The following is a 15168-nucleotide window of genomic DNA, read 5'->3' on the forward strand; positions in this document are numbered from 1 at the left end:
ACTGCGCCGCCCGTTTGCTTCGCCGCGGCATTCCATCATGCCGCAGCCTTATTCTTTTACTGGTTTCTGAAATCAAACATCACATGCGTGCCACCACTGCCCGATTCGGTCTTCAGGCTGCCGTGCAACCGATCCTCCACCATTGTACGCACGATGGAAAGGCCCAGGCTGTCCGGCCGGACAGCCACCGTATCATAGCCGCACCCGTCGTCAATGACCTCAATGCAGGAATACAGCTCCCCGCGGCTCACAACGATCCGGATGCCGCCCTGCTCTCGCCCCCGAAAGGCATATTGCAGGGAATTCTGAAGCAGCTCATTGATTACCAGCGCGGCCGATGTGGCAGTATCGGAATTGACCGGAAAGTCATCCCCTTCCTGCCGGATCTGCACATGGAAATCCGGCCGGCTGAACGCGCGGATGATATTGTTCCGGATATTGCGGATGACCTCCCCGATCATCACCTCGTCCACACCGGACCGCGAGAGCAGCTCATGCGTGGTAGCGATTGAGAGGATGCGGTTCATACTCTCCTCCAGCACGTCCTGCAGCGCCGCGTCATCCAGCCGCCGCATCTGCAGCCGCAGCAGGCTTGCCACGGTCTGCAGGCTGTTTTTCACCCGATGGTGCATCTCCTTGACCACCGCCGACTTCAGCACAAGCTGCTTCTCCTGTTCGCGCTTCCACGTCAGATCCTGCACGATCACGGCAAACGCCATATCCTCCCGCGCCAGCCGGATCTGCTTGACCAGCAGGCTGTGGCGACCCAACGTAACCTCCGCCGCCGCGTAACCAGCCTGCTCGCCCTCCTCCCGTACCTCGGCCAGCCGCACGTTTTCATACCGCTGCCCCAGGGGGTCGTCGAGATATCCCAGCGTCTGATAAAGGCTGCGCGCCAGGCTGTTGCAGAACGCCACCCGCCCCGTCCGGTCGACGATCAGCAGGGCCTCGTCGATACACTCGGTCAGCCAATCGTTTCCCGCCATATGCGCGAGCGCGTTGGCGATCTTTGCAGGGTCACGGTCGGAAAAATGCAGCCGGCCGCTTGCCTGCCGCCGTTCGTCCATCCGCTGTTCCCGCACCAGCGCGCCGATCACCTTGCCTGCGCTGTTTTTGATCGGTTCGACCGACTGGACCGTGCGCCGGTTTTCCTGGGTCAGCGCTTTCATCTGCTTGGTTCCCACGCCCAGGCGGAGCGTCCGCGCCACGGCCGGCTCGTTCTCCCTGCGCGCCAGCAGCCCCACCACGCTTTTCCGGTAGGAGGACGGCGCGCCGTCCGGCTTTGCCTCCGCCACAACGATGGCGTCGCCGTCCCGACAGGGGCAGTCCACAAAAATGTCCGCCTCCTCCCAACTGGCCAAAGCCCTCAGAACGGTGCTCATTCCCTGTATCACGGCAATATCCGCCGGCGCCAGGCTGGTATATTTCCGGCAGAGTGCCTCGATCGTATCCATCATACTCAGCGTCCCCCGCTTCTCATCAGGATGATCTCCGCGACCCGCCGCATGGACAGCTTTTTGCTCTGGCTCAGCTTGCGTATGTAATCATATGCACTCTGTTCGGTCATTCCCTCCTGCGACATCAACAGGCCCTTTGCCTTTTCGATCACGGTACGGCTTTCCAGCCGGTCAGTAACCTGCCGGATGTCCTTTTTGAGCTGGCGCATCTCCTTGCTGCGCGCCACGGACAGCTCTATGCTTGGCACCAGCGAGCTTTCGCCCAGCGGCTTGACCAGATATCCCGCCACGCCCTGATCCCGCGCGGTTTTGACAAATTCCCATTCGCTGTACGCGGTGAGCATGATAATCGTTTCCGCGATATCCTCTTCGTAAATGATCCTGGCGGCCGAAAGGCCGTCCAGCAGCGGCATCTTCACGTCCAGCAGCACGAGGTCGGGCTGTGTCTGCCGGCACATCTCGATCGCGTCGAAACCGTCCGCCGCCTCGCCAACCACCTGGTAACCCTGCGCCGACAGCAGCTCCTTTAAATCCATGCGGGTGATCGGCTCGTCGTCCGCAATCACCACTCTGATTCGGCTCATATCCATTCTCCTTACCCTCAGGCGGCATCACTCCTCCGCCTGTTCATAGCCCAGATAGGCCATCAGTGCGTCCATCCCTTCGCCGGTGACGCTGCTGGTGACGAACACCGTTTTGGCGCCCGCCATATGCAGGTATTTTTTTGCCTTTTCTATCTGCTCCTGCGCAGCGATATCGCTTTTTGTCACTACGCCCAGCACCGGCTTGGCAAACTGGCTGTTATAGGAGGGCGGGAACATGGTACCCTCCTCTGTGGCGGACTGCACGAATACCACATAGTCCGCTTCCACCGAGGTGACCATCAGCGCCCCCCGAAAGCTGCGCCGCTCCAGGTATTCGCCGGGCGTATCGATCATCGTCTGGTTGATAACCTGCACGGTCTGTGTTTTGTGATACGCCAGATCGCGTCGGCTGATACGCTGGCACAGCGTTGTCTTGCCCGCCGTGGATCGCCCGACCAGCATGATCCGCTTCTTTTCCCTGTTTTCCATGGCCAATTCCCCTACGTCCTGGTCATCGGCGCAGGGCTGAAGCCCATCATGTCGCACAGCACCTGCATCACACCGGCAAGCGCTTCCTCCACCGCCGCCACCTCGCCGGTGATGACCAGCGAGCCGTTGAAACGGTCCACAAAGCCGACCTCGACCGAGGCCGCCTTGGCCGCCACGTCCGCGCCGATCATCGCGGCCTCGCTCGGCGTGATGGTCATAATGCCGATCGCCCCGTGCGCGTCGATCAGTCCCAGCTTGGCGTAAAGCGTATCCTCGGGACTGGCGATCACATGGCACAGGGTGACCTGCTTTCCTGGCACAAACTCCTGGATAATCCTTTTTTTCTCATCCAGCTCGATCAACTCCGCCGCCCCCTTTCCTAAAAATAAAAGCCCCCAAAGGACCCCGCCTGTCGGCCGGATTCTCGGGAGCTACGTCGCTCTTTTATTGGAAAATCGCTTTTTGCATTGGACACTAACGGCGCGTCCTCTGCCTGAAATAAACAAAACAGCTAATTTCAGCTTATTGCTTTATGGTTAGTTTAGCAGTATTTTGGCTGTCTGTCAATGACTTTTCCGGCGTATATAGCTCCTGAATTTAAGCGCGCGCCCCTGCCGGCCCGCCGGCCTGCGGGCGCCTGTCGCAAGGAGGGATTTCCCATTTCTTTCAATATATTTCCACATCCCAATTTCTTCCTATTTGGTATGTTTGACCATTACAGGAAGACCGTGCTATAATGTAAAAAACACGTTAAAAATATCGTGCGGTTTTCGCACTGCGAAAGCGAAACGACCCACCGCCCGCATCCAAAAAGAAAGGGAGATTTTTGTGTCTAACTCGGATCTACTGGACAAAAAGCTATGCGAAAAATTGGCGCAGTCGGCAAGTCTGACCATTGGACACGACGTGCTTATTACCGACTCCTTTGGCTATGTCGTCGCCTCCAACGATCCCGACCGCGTCGACTCGCTGCACGAGGCTTCGCTTGAAGTCATCCAGAGTGCGCGCAAAATCTACCATGACGCCGCAGCAGCCCGTAAATTCGCCGGCACCAAGCCCGGCATCACCATCCCCATCATCATCGATTCCATCGTCATCGGCACGATCGGCATTACCGGCGCCCCGCACGAGATTTCGCAATATGCCCTGCTGATCCAGCAGCTTGCGCAGATATTTCTCGATTTTGAAAAGCGCCAGCGCTCCACGACCCGCACCGATTACCGGAAGAAAAACCTCCTGCGCGAAATCATTACATATGATTCCCGCTCACACGATGAAGCCGCCATCTGCGAAAGCGCTTACGAATTCGGCATTGACCTGAACGCGGCGCGCATCGCCGTCAAACTGGAGGAAATCGAAGGCCGGCACGACGACGCTTCCGAGGAAACGCGCGTGCATCAGGCGAAAATCATGGAATGCCTGCTGCGCCATTTCGATCATCCGCAGGATTTTGTCTGCCCGCAGAACAATACCGGCTATGTCGTGTTTGCCTTTGGGCTGCGCAGCATCCAGCCGCAGCAATACCTGGAAATGCTGCAGCAAAAGTGCCTTTGCGTGAGCAGCGAGTGCCTGACCGTCGGCATCCGCCTCCGCATCGGCATCGGCTTCTTCTCCCACTCGGTCGAGACGCTGCGCCAGTCCTATGAGAATGCCTGCTTCGCCTTAAAAAGCATCCATGCCGGCATACGGAACAGCACCTGCCTCTATATCGGCGATGTGGTTCTGGAGAAAATCGCTGCCAGCCTGCCGGACGGCATCTGTAGCGAGATCTCCGCGCAGATGTTCGGGCGGGTCATGCAGGCGAAAAACCGCAAGGAGGTCCTGTTAACGATTGAACACTGGTTCCAGCAGCGCTTTAACTTTGTGCAGACCGCGCAGGCGCTGCATATCCACAAAAGCACCCTGGTTTACCGCTTCCGCCGCATCCGCGAAACCTGCGGGCTGGATATGTACGATCTGGACAAGGTGCTTGCCATCTATCTTCTGGATATCCGGCACAAGTTGTGCGGCCAGTCCGACTCCCGCACCAGTTCCATCGTCATGTGAAAGAATTTCGATACGCTTTTTGCCGGAAGGGGCCGCGCTGTCAGGTTACAGCGCGGCCCCTTTCAGCGAAGAAACAGATAATCCTTTTCTATCGGCGGGTCAAACCGAACCCATAATCAAGCGCGGTAGCCAGAGCGAAAGCTCCGGTATGTAGGTGGTGAGGATCAGCGTAGGCACATAGCAGAAGGCGATGATCGTCAGCATCGGCTTCATCATGCTCTTGGTGTCCACCTTGCAGATACGCCCGCCCAGGTAGAGGAACGGCGCGGTCGGCGGGGTTACGTTGCCCATGCCGAGGTTTACGCCCAGAATAGCCGCCATTTGATAGGGGTTCACGCCAAGCTCCATGCCAATCGGCAACAGGATCGGCGCCACCAGCAGGGTGCCGCTGACGTCATCCATCAGCATGCCGATGATGACCATAAAAATGTTAATCATCAGCAGAACCAAGTACTTGTTGTTGCCGGTCACGGTGAGCAGTGCGTCCAGAATCATGGATGGAACGTTGTTCATGACCAGAATGCGGCTGACGACCATGATGGTGCCCAGCATAACCATGATAACGCCGGTGGTGACCGCGGATTCCTTGAAGGTGCGGCCCAGTTCCCTCATCTTGGTCCCTCGGTAAATCAGAATGCTGACAGGGATCGAGTAAACGATCGCCACGCCGGCCGCCTCAGACGGGGTCATAAAGCCACCGTAGATGCCGCCCAGCACGATGATCGGCATAAACAGCGCCGGAATGGCGTGTACGGTGGAGCGGTAGGTATTGGACATCCAATCTTTCCGCGACATCTTTTCCGTGACCATGACATCCGGATACTTTTTACACATGACAATGCCGCAGATACCGATAAGTATCGTCAGGATAATGCCTGGGATGACCGTTGCCATAAAGCAGGTCAAAACCGAGAGGTTGCCCGACCATGCAAACAGTATCTGAATCGAGCTTGGCGGGATAAGCATGCCGATCGGCGCGGCGCAGGCCAGGACGGCCGCCGCAACCCCCATCGGATAGTTGCGCTCGCGCATTTTCGGCGCCATGATCGAGCCGATGCAGGACAGAGTCGCCGCGCCGCTGCCGCAGATCGCGCCGAATACCGCGCAGGCTACCGAAGACACCGCGCACAGCGCGCCCTTGACACGACCGGTAAAGGCCTCTACAAAATTGACCAGCGCGCTGCCGACGCCGCCCTTTTCCATAATCGCACCCAGAATGATAAACAGCGGGATCGCGATCAGCACCGAGCTGTTCATCTTACTGTAAACTGTGGTGAACACGAAGGAGGCGTCGAAGCCGAGCGTCAGCACGAGCCAGATCGTCGCCGCACCGAACGAATACACGACCGGTACGCCCACGACAATACAGACCAGCAGGATTGCAAATGCAACACCCAATTCCATTACTCGCTTCCCCCTTCCTCCGCAGGCTCTTTCGCCTTGCCGAAATCCTTATCCAGTAACACACGGAAGAAGTTAAACACCGTGTACAGTTCCATCAGCAGAAAGCCGACCAGCAGCGGCATCTGCGAAAGGGACATGGGGATTTTCAGGCCGGTCGTCACGGCATTGAACCTGAGGTTGAACGCCATATACTCAAAGCCCCAAATGCAGAACACCAAAATCACCACAAAGCTGACCGCCTGGATGACCAGTTCCACAATCTTCTTGGAGCGCGGCGACTTGAACACCGACGACAGCATATCGCCCTTGATATGCGAGCCTTCGTAGCTTCCGTAGATGCCGCCAAACCAATAAAGCCACATTGCCACAACGCACAGGACCTCTTCCTGTCCGAAAAAGTTCATCTGCAGGATATACCGCATCACCACGCCGACAAACACAATGCCGGCCGCCAGGATGCTGGTGATAATCATTACGGCAGATTCCACTTTCAGCAACGCGCGGAATATGATATTATTTTGGATTTTATCCATGATCGCCACTGCACGATTCCTCCTTCCGGATATGCTATGCAGCCTCCCGCAGGCCGTTTGCTATCAGTGAATTGAATATTTCCGTATCCAGCGTGTTTTCGTACTTCGGCCATACGTTGGTGCGGAAATGCTCGCGCATCGTTTCATATTCTTCCTCTGTCGGCCGGTAAATCTCGATACCCATGGCTTCCATATCCTGCATCGCCTGCTCGTCCAGCCCCTCCATCTGGTCTGCAAAGCTCATTGTGGATTCTGCAAACGTATCGCTGATAATGGTTTGGTACTCAGCAGGCATACCGTCGTACAAATCCTTGGTCATAATACAGATGATACTTTCAAAACTGCAGCGCGCATCTCCGAAATATTTTAAAACATCGCGGAAGCTAAGATAATTGACATAAGCACCGCCGCCGAGCCAGCCGTCACATACGCCGGTCTGGAGGGAGGAATAAAGCTCGCTGTAGTTAATTGTTACGCTGTTAAAACCAAATCCTTCTGCGGTCCACAGATAACCGTCCGTCGAGGGGCAGCGAATCAAATACGGCTTTGCTGCATTTGGATCCATCAGATTATCGATGACCTTGGCAGCACCGACTCCCTGCGCGCCGGCAAGATAGATACCCAGGGTTTCAATATTCAAATTCCTCTGGTGTTCCAGGACCGTCTGGAAGAAATACGAATCGGGATTAACGATATACTCCTTTGCTTCCTCATATGAACTGGCCAGATATGGTATGTTCATAATTTCCAGATTGGAATCATATGTCGTAAGCACGCCGCTGACCATCAGGTCGATCGTGCCTTTCATGATCTCCTCATAAACCGAGGTATAATCGCCCAGCTGGTCGGAGGGGTAAATCTGGATCTTGACGTTCCCGCCGGTTTCCTCTTCGATTTTGTCGCACGCGGCCTGCACGGCAATGGTCATTTCATGGTCTGCCGGATACAGCGTGGCTAAACGCAGTTCATATGTCTGCTCGCCGTCCGCGTTGGTTGCGCCGCTGGAGTTGCCGCATCCGCCCAGCGCCAGCGTGGATGCGCCCATAGCGCCCAGCAGGGCCAGGCTGATAATTCTCTTTCCCAGATGTTTCATTGATGATCGCTCCCTTTCTCTCCAATTTCTTTGTTTCGGACTGTATACCCATCTCCCCGTGAAATCCTAAGCATCTGTGCCGCGCGCATTGCGGCGGCACAGATGCCTGCGTTCGGTCCGGCTTTCAAAGGAAGCCGTAATAAGGGGTCTGCGTTACCGTGGACTTAACGTATTTGATCAGCGTGATCGCATCGTATACCGGCAGGTTCAGCTCTGCCTGCAGGCGGTGCGCGTAAGGCGGCATATCCGTGCATTCCAGCAGGATCGCGCCGATATCCGGATTCTCCTCGATCATGCGGTGCGCGATGCCGGAAAGCTCATCCCCCACCTTGTCGTAATCCAGGCCGCCCTTTCCAGTTAGGATATTGGGGAACTCCTCCTCGTCCTGCGCGCCGTATACCACGCAGCGCTTCTGCAGCTCTTCGCTGATGCTGCACGCCTCGAACAGCGATTTGGTCAGCGTGTTTTTGTTTGCAGTCATAATGCCGACCTTCTGATCGGATTTCAGGCCGACCAGCACCCACGGCACCTGCACCATGGAGGACAGGTAGCAGGGTACGTCCAGCTGGTCTGCGACCAGCTTCTGATAATGGCCGAAGAAGCCGCAGTTCGCGCAGATCGCGCGGCACCCATCCATTTCCAGCTGCTTGGCGGCAGCCACGATATTATCCACCAACGACATATCGCCCGCCAGGATATTATCGATGCCCGAGCCTTTCACCTCGATGAATTTTACTGGAAAGTCGTAGGTATAGGCATTGGATACGTTGCCGGGAAAGAACGGAAGATGCGCCCACAACTGAAGAATACCGATCGGGAAGCCGTTCATCAGCTGACCTTCCGTTGTATCGTATCTTCTGTTGGGTGTATTGGGACCCATATAGCCCCAATTTCGAATGATCTTGCTCATGGCGTTTCCCTCTCTTCGCTGTCAGATGTTTTTTATTTACTTCTTGCCTGTGCGCACATAGGCGAGCAGTGTATCCTTGTCCATGCCCTCGATGCCCAACTCGTCCAGGCCGCAGCCTTCGGCGCGCCAGTCGCGCTCATGTACGATATTGATGATGTCGATGAAGCCGTTGGTCAGCGGCATCGGAACGCCCACCACCTCGGCGATCGCCGCCCACGGAACCAGTCCGAACGGGATATCCTCGGTCAGATAGCGGCTGCTGAGGTCGTTCGGGCCGCAGATCGGCGTCAGGCCGATCGAGCCATGTCCCTCCTTATACAGATCCTGCCAGGTCCATTCATAGTCGTCCGGACGGCCGGCGAAATCCTCCATCGGGCGGAGGTTGTAGCCCAGCACGTTGCCCAGCGCCTTGCGCTCCTTATCCATCGCGATGTTCAGGCGGCACGCGGAGGGCGTCCAGCCGTGCTCGTACAAGAAGAAATTGACCTGCGGGCTTTCAATGCGGGAGATGTTGAACAGCACCGGTCCGGCGTGCCAATCGGGGTTGACGATCGCAAGGCCGCACTCCAGGCAGTCATGGTAGATTTTCTCAAACGGGAACAGATCCTCGCGCATCTCGTCGATCAGCTCCGGCCCCTTATCCGCCGGCAGGAACGCAATATTGATCGGGTTGCGGCCGAATACGTTGACCTCGCCCGAGCCAGGGGCGGTCAGACGGGAGTCATACGGCAGGTTGTTCGCATCCGCGAAGATCGGGCAGTCCGGATCGTCGCCGAATATGTTTTTCATGACCAGCGCGGAGAACGCGCCCGGATAGGTGACGACAATCTGATCCTTATGCAGATGGCCCTTGAGCAGCTTGGCGTAGCCCAGGTGGGTGAACGCCGGCGCTACCAGGCAGATATACCGGCAGCCTTCCACTGCCTCGGCGATATCGTCAGTGACCATATTCAGCTCGACCGGCCCCTGCAGCTCCTTGATATTGCCTTTCAGTCGGATGGTCTTGGTTTCGAAAACCTTTTTCATGTTGCCCTTGAACTGGGGCATTTCGTACAGATTGACCGTGTGTCCCTTAAGCGCAAACTCTGCCGCCATCGTGTGCGCGCCGTTGCCGCCGCCCAAAACTGCAATTTTTTTCGGTGTCATAACCCATTCATCCTTTCAGCATTTTGATAGAATCAACAAATATCGCCTGTGGTTTGTATTTCGATATTAGCATAGTCCACAAAATACTACATCCTACGATATGGATTAAATTTTTTTATCAAGCGGGCCGTTTCTGCATCATACCATACGACAACATGGACGAAACGAACAAATTTCTTCCCCCGCGCCTTATGCACTTTTATGCTGCTTTTCTATTTTTCCGGCGCCGCCGCAAACACCGCCGCGTCCGGTTCTCTCCACCCCCATTCAGGCATACGATAAAAGCAGGGCGCACGCCCTGCCCGTGTCCTTGTCTTTCTCCCGTGGTTCCCCGCCATTTCGCGAAAGGAGGCCTCCCCCATGACAACGATGGTCAGCATCGAGCCCTGCGACCCGCCGGTGACGCAGGGCGAATTCAAGGCGCAGCTCTGCCGGATCCGGCAGGGCTTCGCACGCCCGCTTCCAGCAAAACCGGCATAGCGGTCATCCTCGCCTCGTAAAACGCACAGAAAGGAGAACGCTGTACGGTCGCCATCTATACCCGACAGTCCGTGGAACGCGCGGACAGCATATCGGTCGAGCAGCAGGCGCAGCTCTGCCGCGGCGCGCTCACTACACGCGAGCTGCAGTCCTGCCGGGTGTACACGGACAAGGGCTTTTCCGGCAAAACCATCAACCGGCCCGCGCTCCAGCGGCTGCTTCACGACGCGGAAAACGGCCTGGTTGACAAGATCCTGGTCTACCGTCTGGACCGCATCAGCCGTTCGGTCCATGACTTTACCGGCCTGTGCGCCCAGCTGTCGGCGCGCGGCGTCCACTTCCAATCGGTCGCCGAGGGCCTTACGCTCGACGACTCCCCCTCCGGCACGGTCATGGCGCAGATCATGATGGTATTCGCGCAGTTCGAACGCGAAACCATCCAGCGCCGCGTCACTGACAATTATTTTGCCCGTGCGAAAGCCGGCATGTATCTGGGCGGCCGGCCACCGTTCGGCTTCAGCAAGGGGGAAACCACGATAGGCGGCAAACGAACCGCCTGCTATGTGGCCGATCCCGTGCAGTCCGCGCTGATGGCCTCGCTCTATGCGCGTTACCTGCAGGATGGGGAAACGCTGGGCTCGCTGGTGCGCTGGCTGAACGCGGGCGGGTACCACACCGCGCGCGGCGGGAGCTGGTCGACGCTGCCGCTGGGGCGCCTGCTGCGCAGCCCCGCTTTCGTGCGGGCGGACGCCGCGGTTTACTGCTATCTGCAGGGCAAGGGCGCCACGATGAACGATCCAATTGACGCCTATGACCAGCGGCACGGCTGCTACTGCTATGCGCCGCACCAGTCCGGCCACCGCCTGTCCGACCTGTCCGGCAGCTTTATCACCCTCGCGCCGCACGAGGGGATCGTGGACGCTGCGTGCTGGCTGGAAGCGCAGCGCAAGCTCGACCGCAACCGGACGCTGTGCAGCAGCGGCGCAGGGACGCACAGTTGGCTGTCCGGCTTGATGAAATGCCAAAAATGCGGCTACGCGATCACTGTGGTCAACAAGCCCGCCGGCATGCGCGGCCACTATATCAACTGCGGCGGGCATAAGCGCGGGAACGCGGTCTGCCCGGGCCGCGGCACGGTCGTGACGCTGGAGCAGATCGAGGAAGCAGTCCAGACGCGCCTGCTCGATTTCCTGCGCAGCTACCGTGCGGTGGCCCCCCAAACGCAGCGCCGTCCCGACGCCCGCCTCAACCGGCTTGCGGCCGCCATCGCCCAGCAGGAAGACGAGATCGGCCAGCTCACGCGAAACCTTGCGCACGTTCGCGAGACCGATGTCATACATATCGTTTCCGCGCAGATCCACGAGGCCAACCACGCCCTGTCCGAGCTGAAGCGCCAGCGCGACGCCCTGCTCTACACCCATCCGCAGGACGATCTGGAGCCGTTTTTCCAGGCCATTCTGACCGAGTGGCCGGATTACACCATTCCCGAAAAGAAGAAGATTGCGCAGGCGGCTATCCGGCGGGTCGTCGTCGGCGACGATACCGTCGAGGTCGTGTTCCGTTTGCCCTATGGCGCCTGAATAAAAAAACGGACGAAGGCCGTTAGGCCTCCGTCCGTTCTGGCGGATCGATCCGGTATTCCCCGTAGCAGCGGCCGGCCGCTTTTCCGCAGCGCTTTCATGCCTTGGTTTGCTTTTCCAGGAAAGGGAGCTGGCTTTTTGTATCAACATCATACAATTCGCGCGCGCTGTCCGCAGGGACGAGCACGCAGTCCGGCCGCCGGAGCAACGCGCGGCCGCCCTCGTCGCCTGTGAGCGCGTACAGGCCGGACACAAGCGCTGCGGCGAACAGCGCGGGGTTGCCCAGCCGTCCGCCGCAGCACACGCGCGCGCAGGGTACGCCCGGTCGGGCCGCATCCAGCAGGCGTGCCATGGTGGAAGCGGTCAGGTACGGCTGATCGGCTACGACAAAGGCGACGAAATCGCCCGCCTGCAGCGCAAGCGCGTCCAGTCCCGCGCGGATAGTGCAGGACAGGCCATTTTCACTATCCGGACTGTACACAGCGCGCACGCCCAGTGCCCGCGCGCCGTCCAGCACCGCGCCGTACCGCGAGACCACGGCCAGCGTACAGTCGTCCCGCGTTTTGGCAAGCGAAGCGAGCATGTCCAGCCCGTGACGGTAGAGCGGCCTGCCCTCTAATGGATACAGCAGCTTGTTTTCCCCAAAGCGGCGGCCGCTCCCGCCCGCAAGAAACAGGATATGCGTCATGCCTGCCCGCGCCGGATGCCCCGCAGCACCTTTTCCGGCGTGATAGGCAGCTCGCGGTGCCACACGCCGGTGGCGTTGTAGATCGCGTGCGCGATCGCGGGCGAGGGCGTGTTGATGACGATCTCGCCGATCGACTTGGCGCCGAACGGGCCGGTCGGCTCGTAGCTGGATTCAAACTCCACATGCAGTCTGCCCATGTCCAGACGGGTGGGGAGCTTGTACTGCATCAGCGAATTTTCCATGATGCGTCCAGTCGGCTCGTAGGTCACGTCCTCGAAAAGCGCCATGCCGATGCCCTGCACGATGCCGCCCTCGGTCTGCACCCGCGCGAGGCTGGGGTTGACCGGCGTGCCGCAGTCCACGACCGCGGTGTAATCTAAAACGTCTACCTGGCCGGTTTCGGTGTCCAGCTCGATCTCAACCATGCCCACCATAAACGGCGGGGGCGAAACCGGCGAGGAGTGCGAGGCCGTGGCTTCGACCGCTGTGCCGTTGCCGCACATGGACTTGGTCGCAATGTCGAACAGCGTGACCTCGCCCGTGCCGTCCAGCTTGCGCACCGTGCGGCCCGCGAATTCCAGCCCGTCTGCCGCGCAGCCCAGCAGATCCGCCGCGACCGCGCAGATGTTCTCCTTGAGCTGGCTGCACGCCTTTTCGACCGCCTTGCCGGTGACGTAGGTGGTCGAGGACGCATACGAGCCCGAGTCGTAGGGCGATGCGTCCGAGTCCGCGCCGAACACCGCGATATCGTCCACCGAGCAGTCCAGGCACTCGGCCGCCATCTGGGCGAGGATGGTGTCGCAGCCCGTACCCATGTCCGCCGCGCCGATCATCAGGTTATAGAAGCCCTCGTCGCTCAGCTTGAGGGTCGCGGAGCCCACGTCCACGCCCGAGATACCCGAGCCTTGCATGGCCATGGCCACGCCCGCGGCGCGCACCTTACCATTCCCCATGTCGCGCACGGGGTATTTTCCGTCCCAGCCGAACAGCTCCTTGCAGCGCGCCATGCAGCGGTCGAGCGCGCAAGCGCTCGCCGGCTCGTTGTAGTACGCGGCCATGACTTGGCCCTCGCGCACCATGTTCTTTTCGCGGATCGCAACCGGGTCGATACCCAGCCGCGCCGCCAGCTCGCTGACCGCGCTCTCGACCGCGAAGATGCCCTGCGTCGCGCCGTAGCCGCGGTACGCACCCGCGGCCTGCACGTTGGTATACACTACGTCGTAGGCGAAGCGGAACGCCTCGAGATTGCCTGTGTACAGCGGGATGGATTTATGGCCGGACAGGCCGACCGTGGTCGGGCCGTGCTCGCCGAACGCGCCCGTGTTGGACAGGGTGTATACGTCAATCGCGCGGATCACGCCGTCCTTATTTGCGCCCACGCGCACATGCACCTCCATCTCGTGACGCGGCGAGCCGGCGATCTGGCATTCCTCGCGGGAGTAGATCATCTTGGCAGGCTTGCCGGTTTTCCACGTGACGAGCGCAGGGTACACCTCGGCCACGACCGTCTGCTTCGCGCCGAAGCCGCCGCCGATGCGCGGCTTCTCGACGTGGATTTTGCTCTTGGGGATGTCCAAGGCGTTGGCGATGATGCGCCGCACATGGAACACGATCTGCGTGGAGGACACGATGTGCAGGCGGCCGTAGTGGTCGATCTCAGTGTAAGTGCGGAAAGTCTCCATCATGGCCTGCTGGCAGGCCTTGGTGTGGTAGACGCGATCCACGACCTCGTCGCAGCTGGCCAGCACCGCGTCCACGTTCCCGTCGCCGCAGATGTCGCTCGCGCACAGGTTGCGCCGGTTGTCCGCCCCGACCGGACAGAGCGAGCGCCAGTTTTCCTCTGGATGCACGAGAATTGCGTTATCCTTGGCCGCGCGGAAGTCAAGCAGCGGCTCAAGCACCTGATACTTCACTTTGATAAGCTCCAGCGCCTTATCCACCACTTTTTCGGTTTCGCCCGCGACGACCGCCACCGCGTCGCCCACGAAACGCACGCGCCGGTCGAGGATCAGCCGGTCGTAGGGCGACGGCTCGGGGAAGGTCTGCCCCGCCATAGTAAAGCGTTTTTGCGGCACATCCTTGTAGGTGAAAATGCACTCGATGCCCGGCACCTTGCGCGCAATGTCCGTATTGATCTCCTCGATCAGCGCGTGGGCGTGCGGCGAGCGCAGCACCTTGACCACCAAGCAGTCATGCGGGGTCACATCGTCCACATAGGCGGGCCTGCCAAGCAGGAGCTGCATGGCGTCCTTTTTGCGCACGGGCTGATTCACCACGCGGAAGCGGCTCTCACTCATGCCCGCGCCTCCTTCCGGCTGTCCAGATACGCTCGGATGCCGCGCAGTTGCCCCTCATACCCCGAGCAGCGGCACAGGTTGCCCGCAAGATAGGCGCGGATCTCGTCGTCGGTCGGGTCGTGGTTCTCTCGCAGCAGCGCGATGGTGTTCATCACAAAGCCCGGGTTGCAGAAGCCGCACTGCTCCGCGCCCTGGTCGGCGATAAAGCCGACAAAGTCCGCAGCTTCCTCCTGCAGACCCTCAAGGGTCTGCACATGGCGCCCCGCCACGCGCGCGGCGAGCACGCTGCACGACAGTACAGGCGTACCGTCCAGCAGTACGGTGCAAAGGCCGCAGTTGGCGGTCTCGCACCCGCGCTTGACCGAATAGCAGCCATGGTCGCGCACTAGGTCGATCAGCAGGGTATCTGCGCCGATGGACGCGGTCAGCGACCTGCCGTTGAGCGTCAGTTTGATCTCCAT

At 59.2% G+C, this 15168-nt stretch carries 14 protein-coding genes; 2 read left to right on the forward strand and 12 right to left on the reverse strand.

Annotated features, from left to right (window positions below; all coding sequences use genetic code 11):
- Positions 1 to 56 precede the first annotated feature (56 nt).
- The 4 genes from DBQ51_RS07095 to eutS are packed head-to-tail and all read right to left on the reverse strand — an operon-like array spanning position 57 to position 2892.
- Entirely contained in the window at positions 57 to 1457 is a 1401-nt protein-coding gene (locus tag DBQ51_RS07095) for a sensor histidine kinase (RefSeq protein WP_242977855.1), read from the reverse strand.
- A gap of 2 nt (positions 1458 to 1459) precedes the next feature.
- Positions 1460 to 2041, reverse strand: coding sequence for an ANTAR domain-containing response regulator (locus DBQ51_RS07100; RefSeq protein WP_307718889.1), 582 nt, complete (start codon positions 2039 to 2041; stop codon positions 1460 to 1462).
- Between the two features lie 27 nt (positions 2042 to 2068).
- Positions 2069 to 2530, reverse strand: a complete 462-nt coding sequence (locus DBQ51_RS07105) for a EutP/PduV family microcompartment system protein (RefSeq protein WP_054327941.1) — start codon at positions 2528 to 2530, stop codon at positions 2069 to 2071.
- Positions 2531 to 2541: 11 nt separating this feature from the next.
- Positions 2542 to 2892, reverse strand: coding sequence for an ethanolamine utilization microcompartment protein EutS (eutS, locus tag DBQ51_RS07110; RefSeq protein WP_107631119.1), 351 nt, complete (start codon positions 2890 to 2892; stop codon positions 2542 to 2544).
- A gap of 466 nt (positions 2893 to 3358) precedes the next feature.
- Between eutS and DBQ51_RS07115 the strand changes: the two genes are divergently transcribed.
- A complete protein-coding gene (locus tag DBQ51_RS07115; RefSeq protein WP_159068092.1) occupies positions 3359 to 4576 on the forward strand; it encodes a sugar diacid recognition domain-containing protein in 1218 nt (405 codons plus the stop codon).
- A 99-nt stretch (positions 4577 to 4675) separates the two neighbouring features.
- On the opposite strand, the gene DBQ51_RS07120 is transcribed toward DBQ51_RS07115, so the two are convergent.
- The 5 genes from DBQ51_RS07120 to DBQ51_RS07140 all read right to left on the reverse strand — a co-directional run bounded on the left by DBQ51_RS07120 (position 4676) and on the right by DBQ51_RS07140 (position 9662).
- Positions 4676 to 5980, reverse strand: a complete 1305-nt coding sequence (locus DBQ51_RS07120; RefSeq protein WP_054327945.1) for a TRAP transporter large permease — start codon at positions 5978 to 5980, stop codon at positions 4676 to 4678.
- Positions 5980 to 6513, reverse strand: a complete 534-nt coding sequence (locus DBQ51_RS07125; RefSeq protein ID WP_242977969.1) for a TRAP transporter small permease — start codon at positions 6511 to 6513, stop codon at positions 5980 to 5982. The genes DBQ51_RS07120 and DBQ51_RS07125 overlap by 1 nt, the downstream gene beginning before the upstream one ends.
- A 34-nt stretch (positions 6514 to 6547) precedes the next feature.
- Complete coding sequence (dctP, locus tag DBQ51_RS07130) at positions 6548 to 7606, reverse strand: TRAP transporter substrate-binding protein DctP (RefSeq protein WP_054327947.1); 1059 nt, start codon at positions 7604 to 7606, stop codon at positions 6548 to 6550.
- A gap of 124 nt (positions 7607 to 7730) precedes the next feature.
- Positions 7731 to 8516: an aspartate/glutamate racemase family protein gene (locus DBQ51_RS07135; RefSeq protein WP_082397312.1), complete on the reverse strand. Its 786-nt coding sequence runs from the start codon at positions 8514 to 8516 to the stop codon at positions 7731 to 7733.
- Positions 8517 to 8552: 36 nt separating this feature from the next.
- Positions 8553 to 9662 (reverse strand): NAD/NADP-dependent octopine/nopaline dehydrogenase family protein, encoded by a 1110-nt coding sequence (locus DBQ51_RS07140; protein WP_054327949.1) that lies wholly within the window; start codon positions 9660 to 9662, stop codon positions 8553 to 8555.
- 533 nt (positions 9663 to 10195) lie between these two features.
- On the opposite strand from DBQ51_RS07140, the gene DBQ51_RS07145 reads away from it, so the two are divergent.
- Positions 10196 to 11722, forward strand: coding sequence for a recombinase family protein (locus DBQ51_RS07145; protein ID WP_262564626.1), 1527 nt, complete (start codon positions 10196 to 10198; stop codon positions 11720 to 11722).
- 97 nt (positions 11723 to 11819) lie between these two features.
- Here the strand turns inward: DBQ51_RS07145 and DBQ51_RS07150 are convergent, their stop codons facing one another.
- From DBQ51_RS07150 to DBQ51_RS07160, 3 genes are read right to left on the reverse strand one after another with little or no spacing between them, the layout of a single operon-like run.
- A complete protein-coding gene (locus tag DBQ51_RS07150) occupies positions 11820 to 12410 on the reverse strand; it encodes a nucleotidyltransferase family protein (protein ID WP_054327951.1) in 591 nt (196 codons plus the stop codon).
- Positions 12407 to 14707, reverse strand: a complete 2301-nt coding sequence (locus DBQ51_RS07155) for a xanthine dehydrogenase family protein molybdopterin-binding subunit (RefSeq protein WP_107631121.1) — start codon at positions 14705 to 14707, stop codon at positions 12407 to 12409. The genes DBQ51_RS07150 and DBQ51_RS07155 overlap by 4 nt, the downstream gene beginning before the upstream one ends.
- A complete protein-coding gene (locus DBQ51_RS07160) occupies positions 14704 to 15168 on the reverse strand; it encodes a (2Fe-2S)-binding protein (RefSeq protein ID WP_054327953.1) in 465 nt (154 codons plus the stop codon). The genes DBQ51_RS07155 and DBQ51_RS07160 overlap by 4 nt, the downstream gene beginning before the upstream one ends.

It is taken from the genome of Agathobaculum massiliense, assembly GCF_900291975.1.
In the GTDB taxonomy this organism is placed as follows: Bacteria; Bacillota; Clostridia; order Oscillospirales; family Butyricicoccaceae; genus Agathobaculum; species Agathobaculum ammoniilyticum.

Coding starts and splice junctions, on each gene's coding strand:
- DBQ51_RS07135 (WP_082397312.1), bottom strand. CDS start 8,516: ATGAGCAAGATCATTCGAAATTGGGGCTATATGGGTCCCAATACACCC.
- DBQ51_RS07150 (WP_054327951.1), bottom strand. CDS start 12,410: ATGACGCATATCCTGTTTCTTGCGGGCGGGAGCGGCCGCCGCTTTGGG.
- DBQ51_RS07155 (WP_107631121.1), bottom strand. CDS start 14,707: ATGAGTGAGAGCCGCTTCCGCGTGGTGAATCAGCCCGTGCGCAAAAAG.
- dctP (WP_054327947.1), bottom strand. CDS start 7,606: ATGAAACATCTGGGAAAGAGAATTATCAGCCTGGCCCTGCTGGGCGCT.
- DBQ51_RS07095 (WP_242977855.1), bottom strand. CDS start 1,457: ATGATGGATACGATCGAGGCACTCTGCCGGAAATATACCAGCCTGGCG.
- DBQ51_RS07120 (WP_054327945.1), bottom strand. CDS start 5,980: ATGGAATTGGGTGTTGCATTTGCAATCCTGCTGGTCTGTATTGTCGTG.
- DBQ51_RS07105 (WP_054327941.1), bottom strand. CDS start 2,530: ATGGAAAACAGGGAAAAGAAGCGGATCATGCTGGTCGGGCGATCCACG.
- DBQ51_RS07140 (WP_054327949.1), bottom strand. CDS start 9,662: ATGACACCGAAAAAAATTGCAGTTTTGGGCGGCGGCAACGGCGCGCAC.
- DBQ51_RS07125 (WP_242977969.1), bottom strand. CDS start 6,513: ATGGATAAAATCCAAAATAATATCATATTCCGCGCGTTGCTGAAAGTG.
- DBQ51_RS07100 (WP_307718889.1), bottom strand. CDS start 2,041: ATGAGCCGAATCAGAGTGGTGATTGCGGACGACGAGCCGATCACCCGC.
- DBQ51_RS07160 (WP_054327953.1), bottom strand. CDS start 15,168: ATGGAGATCAAACTGACGCTCAACGGCAGGTCGCTGACCGCGTCCATC.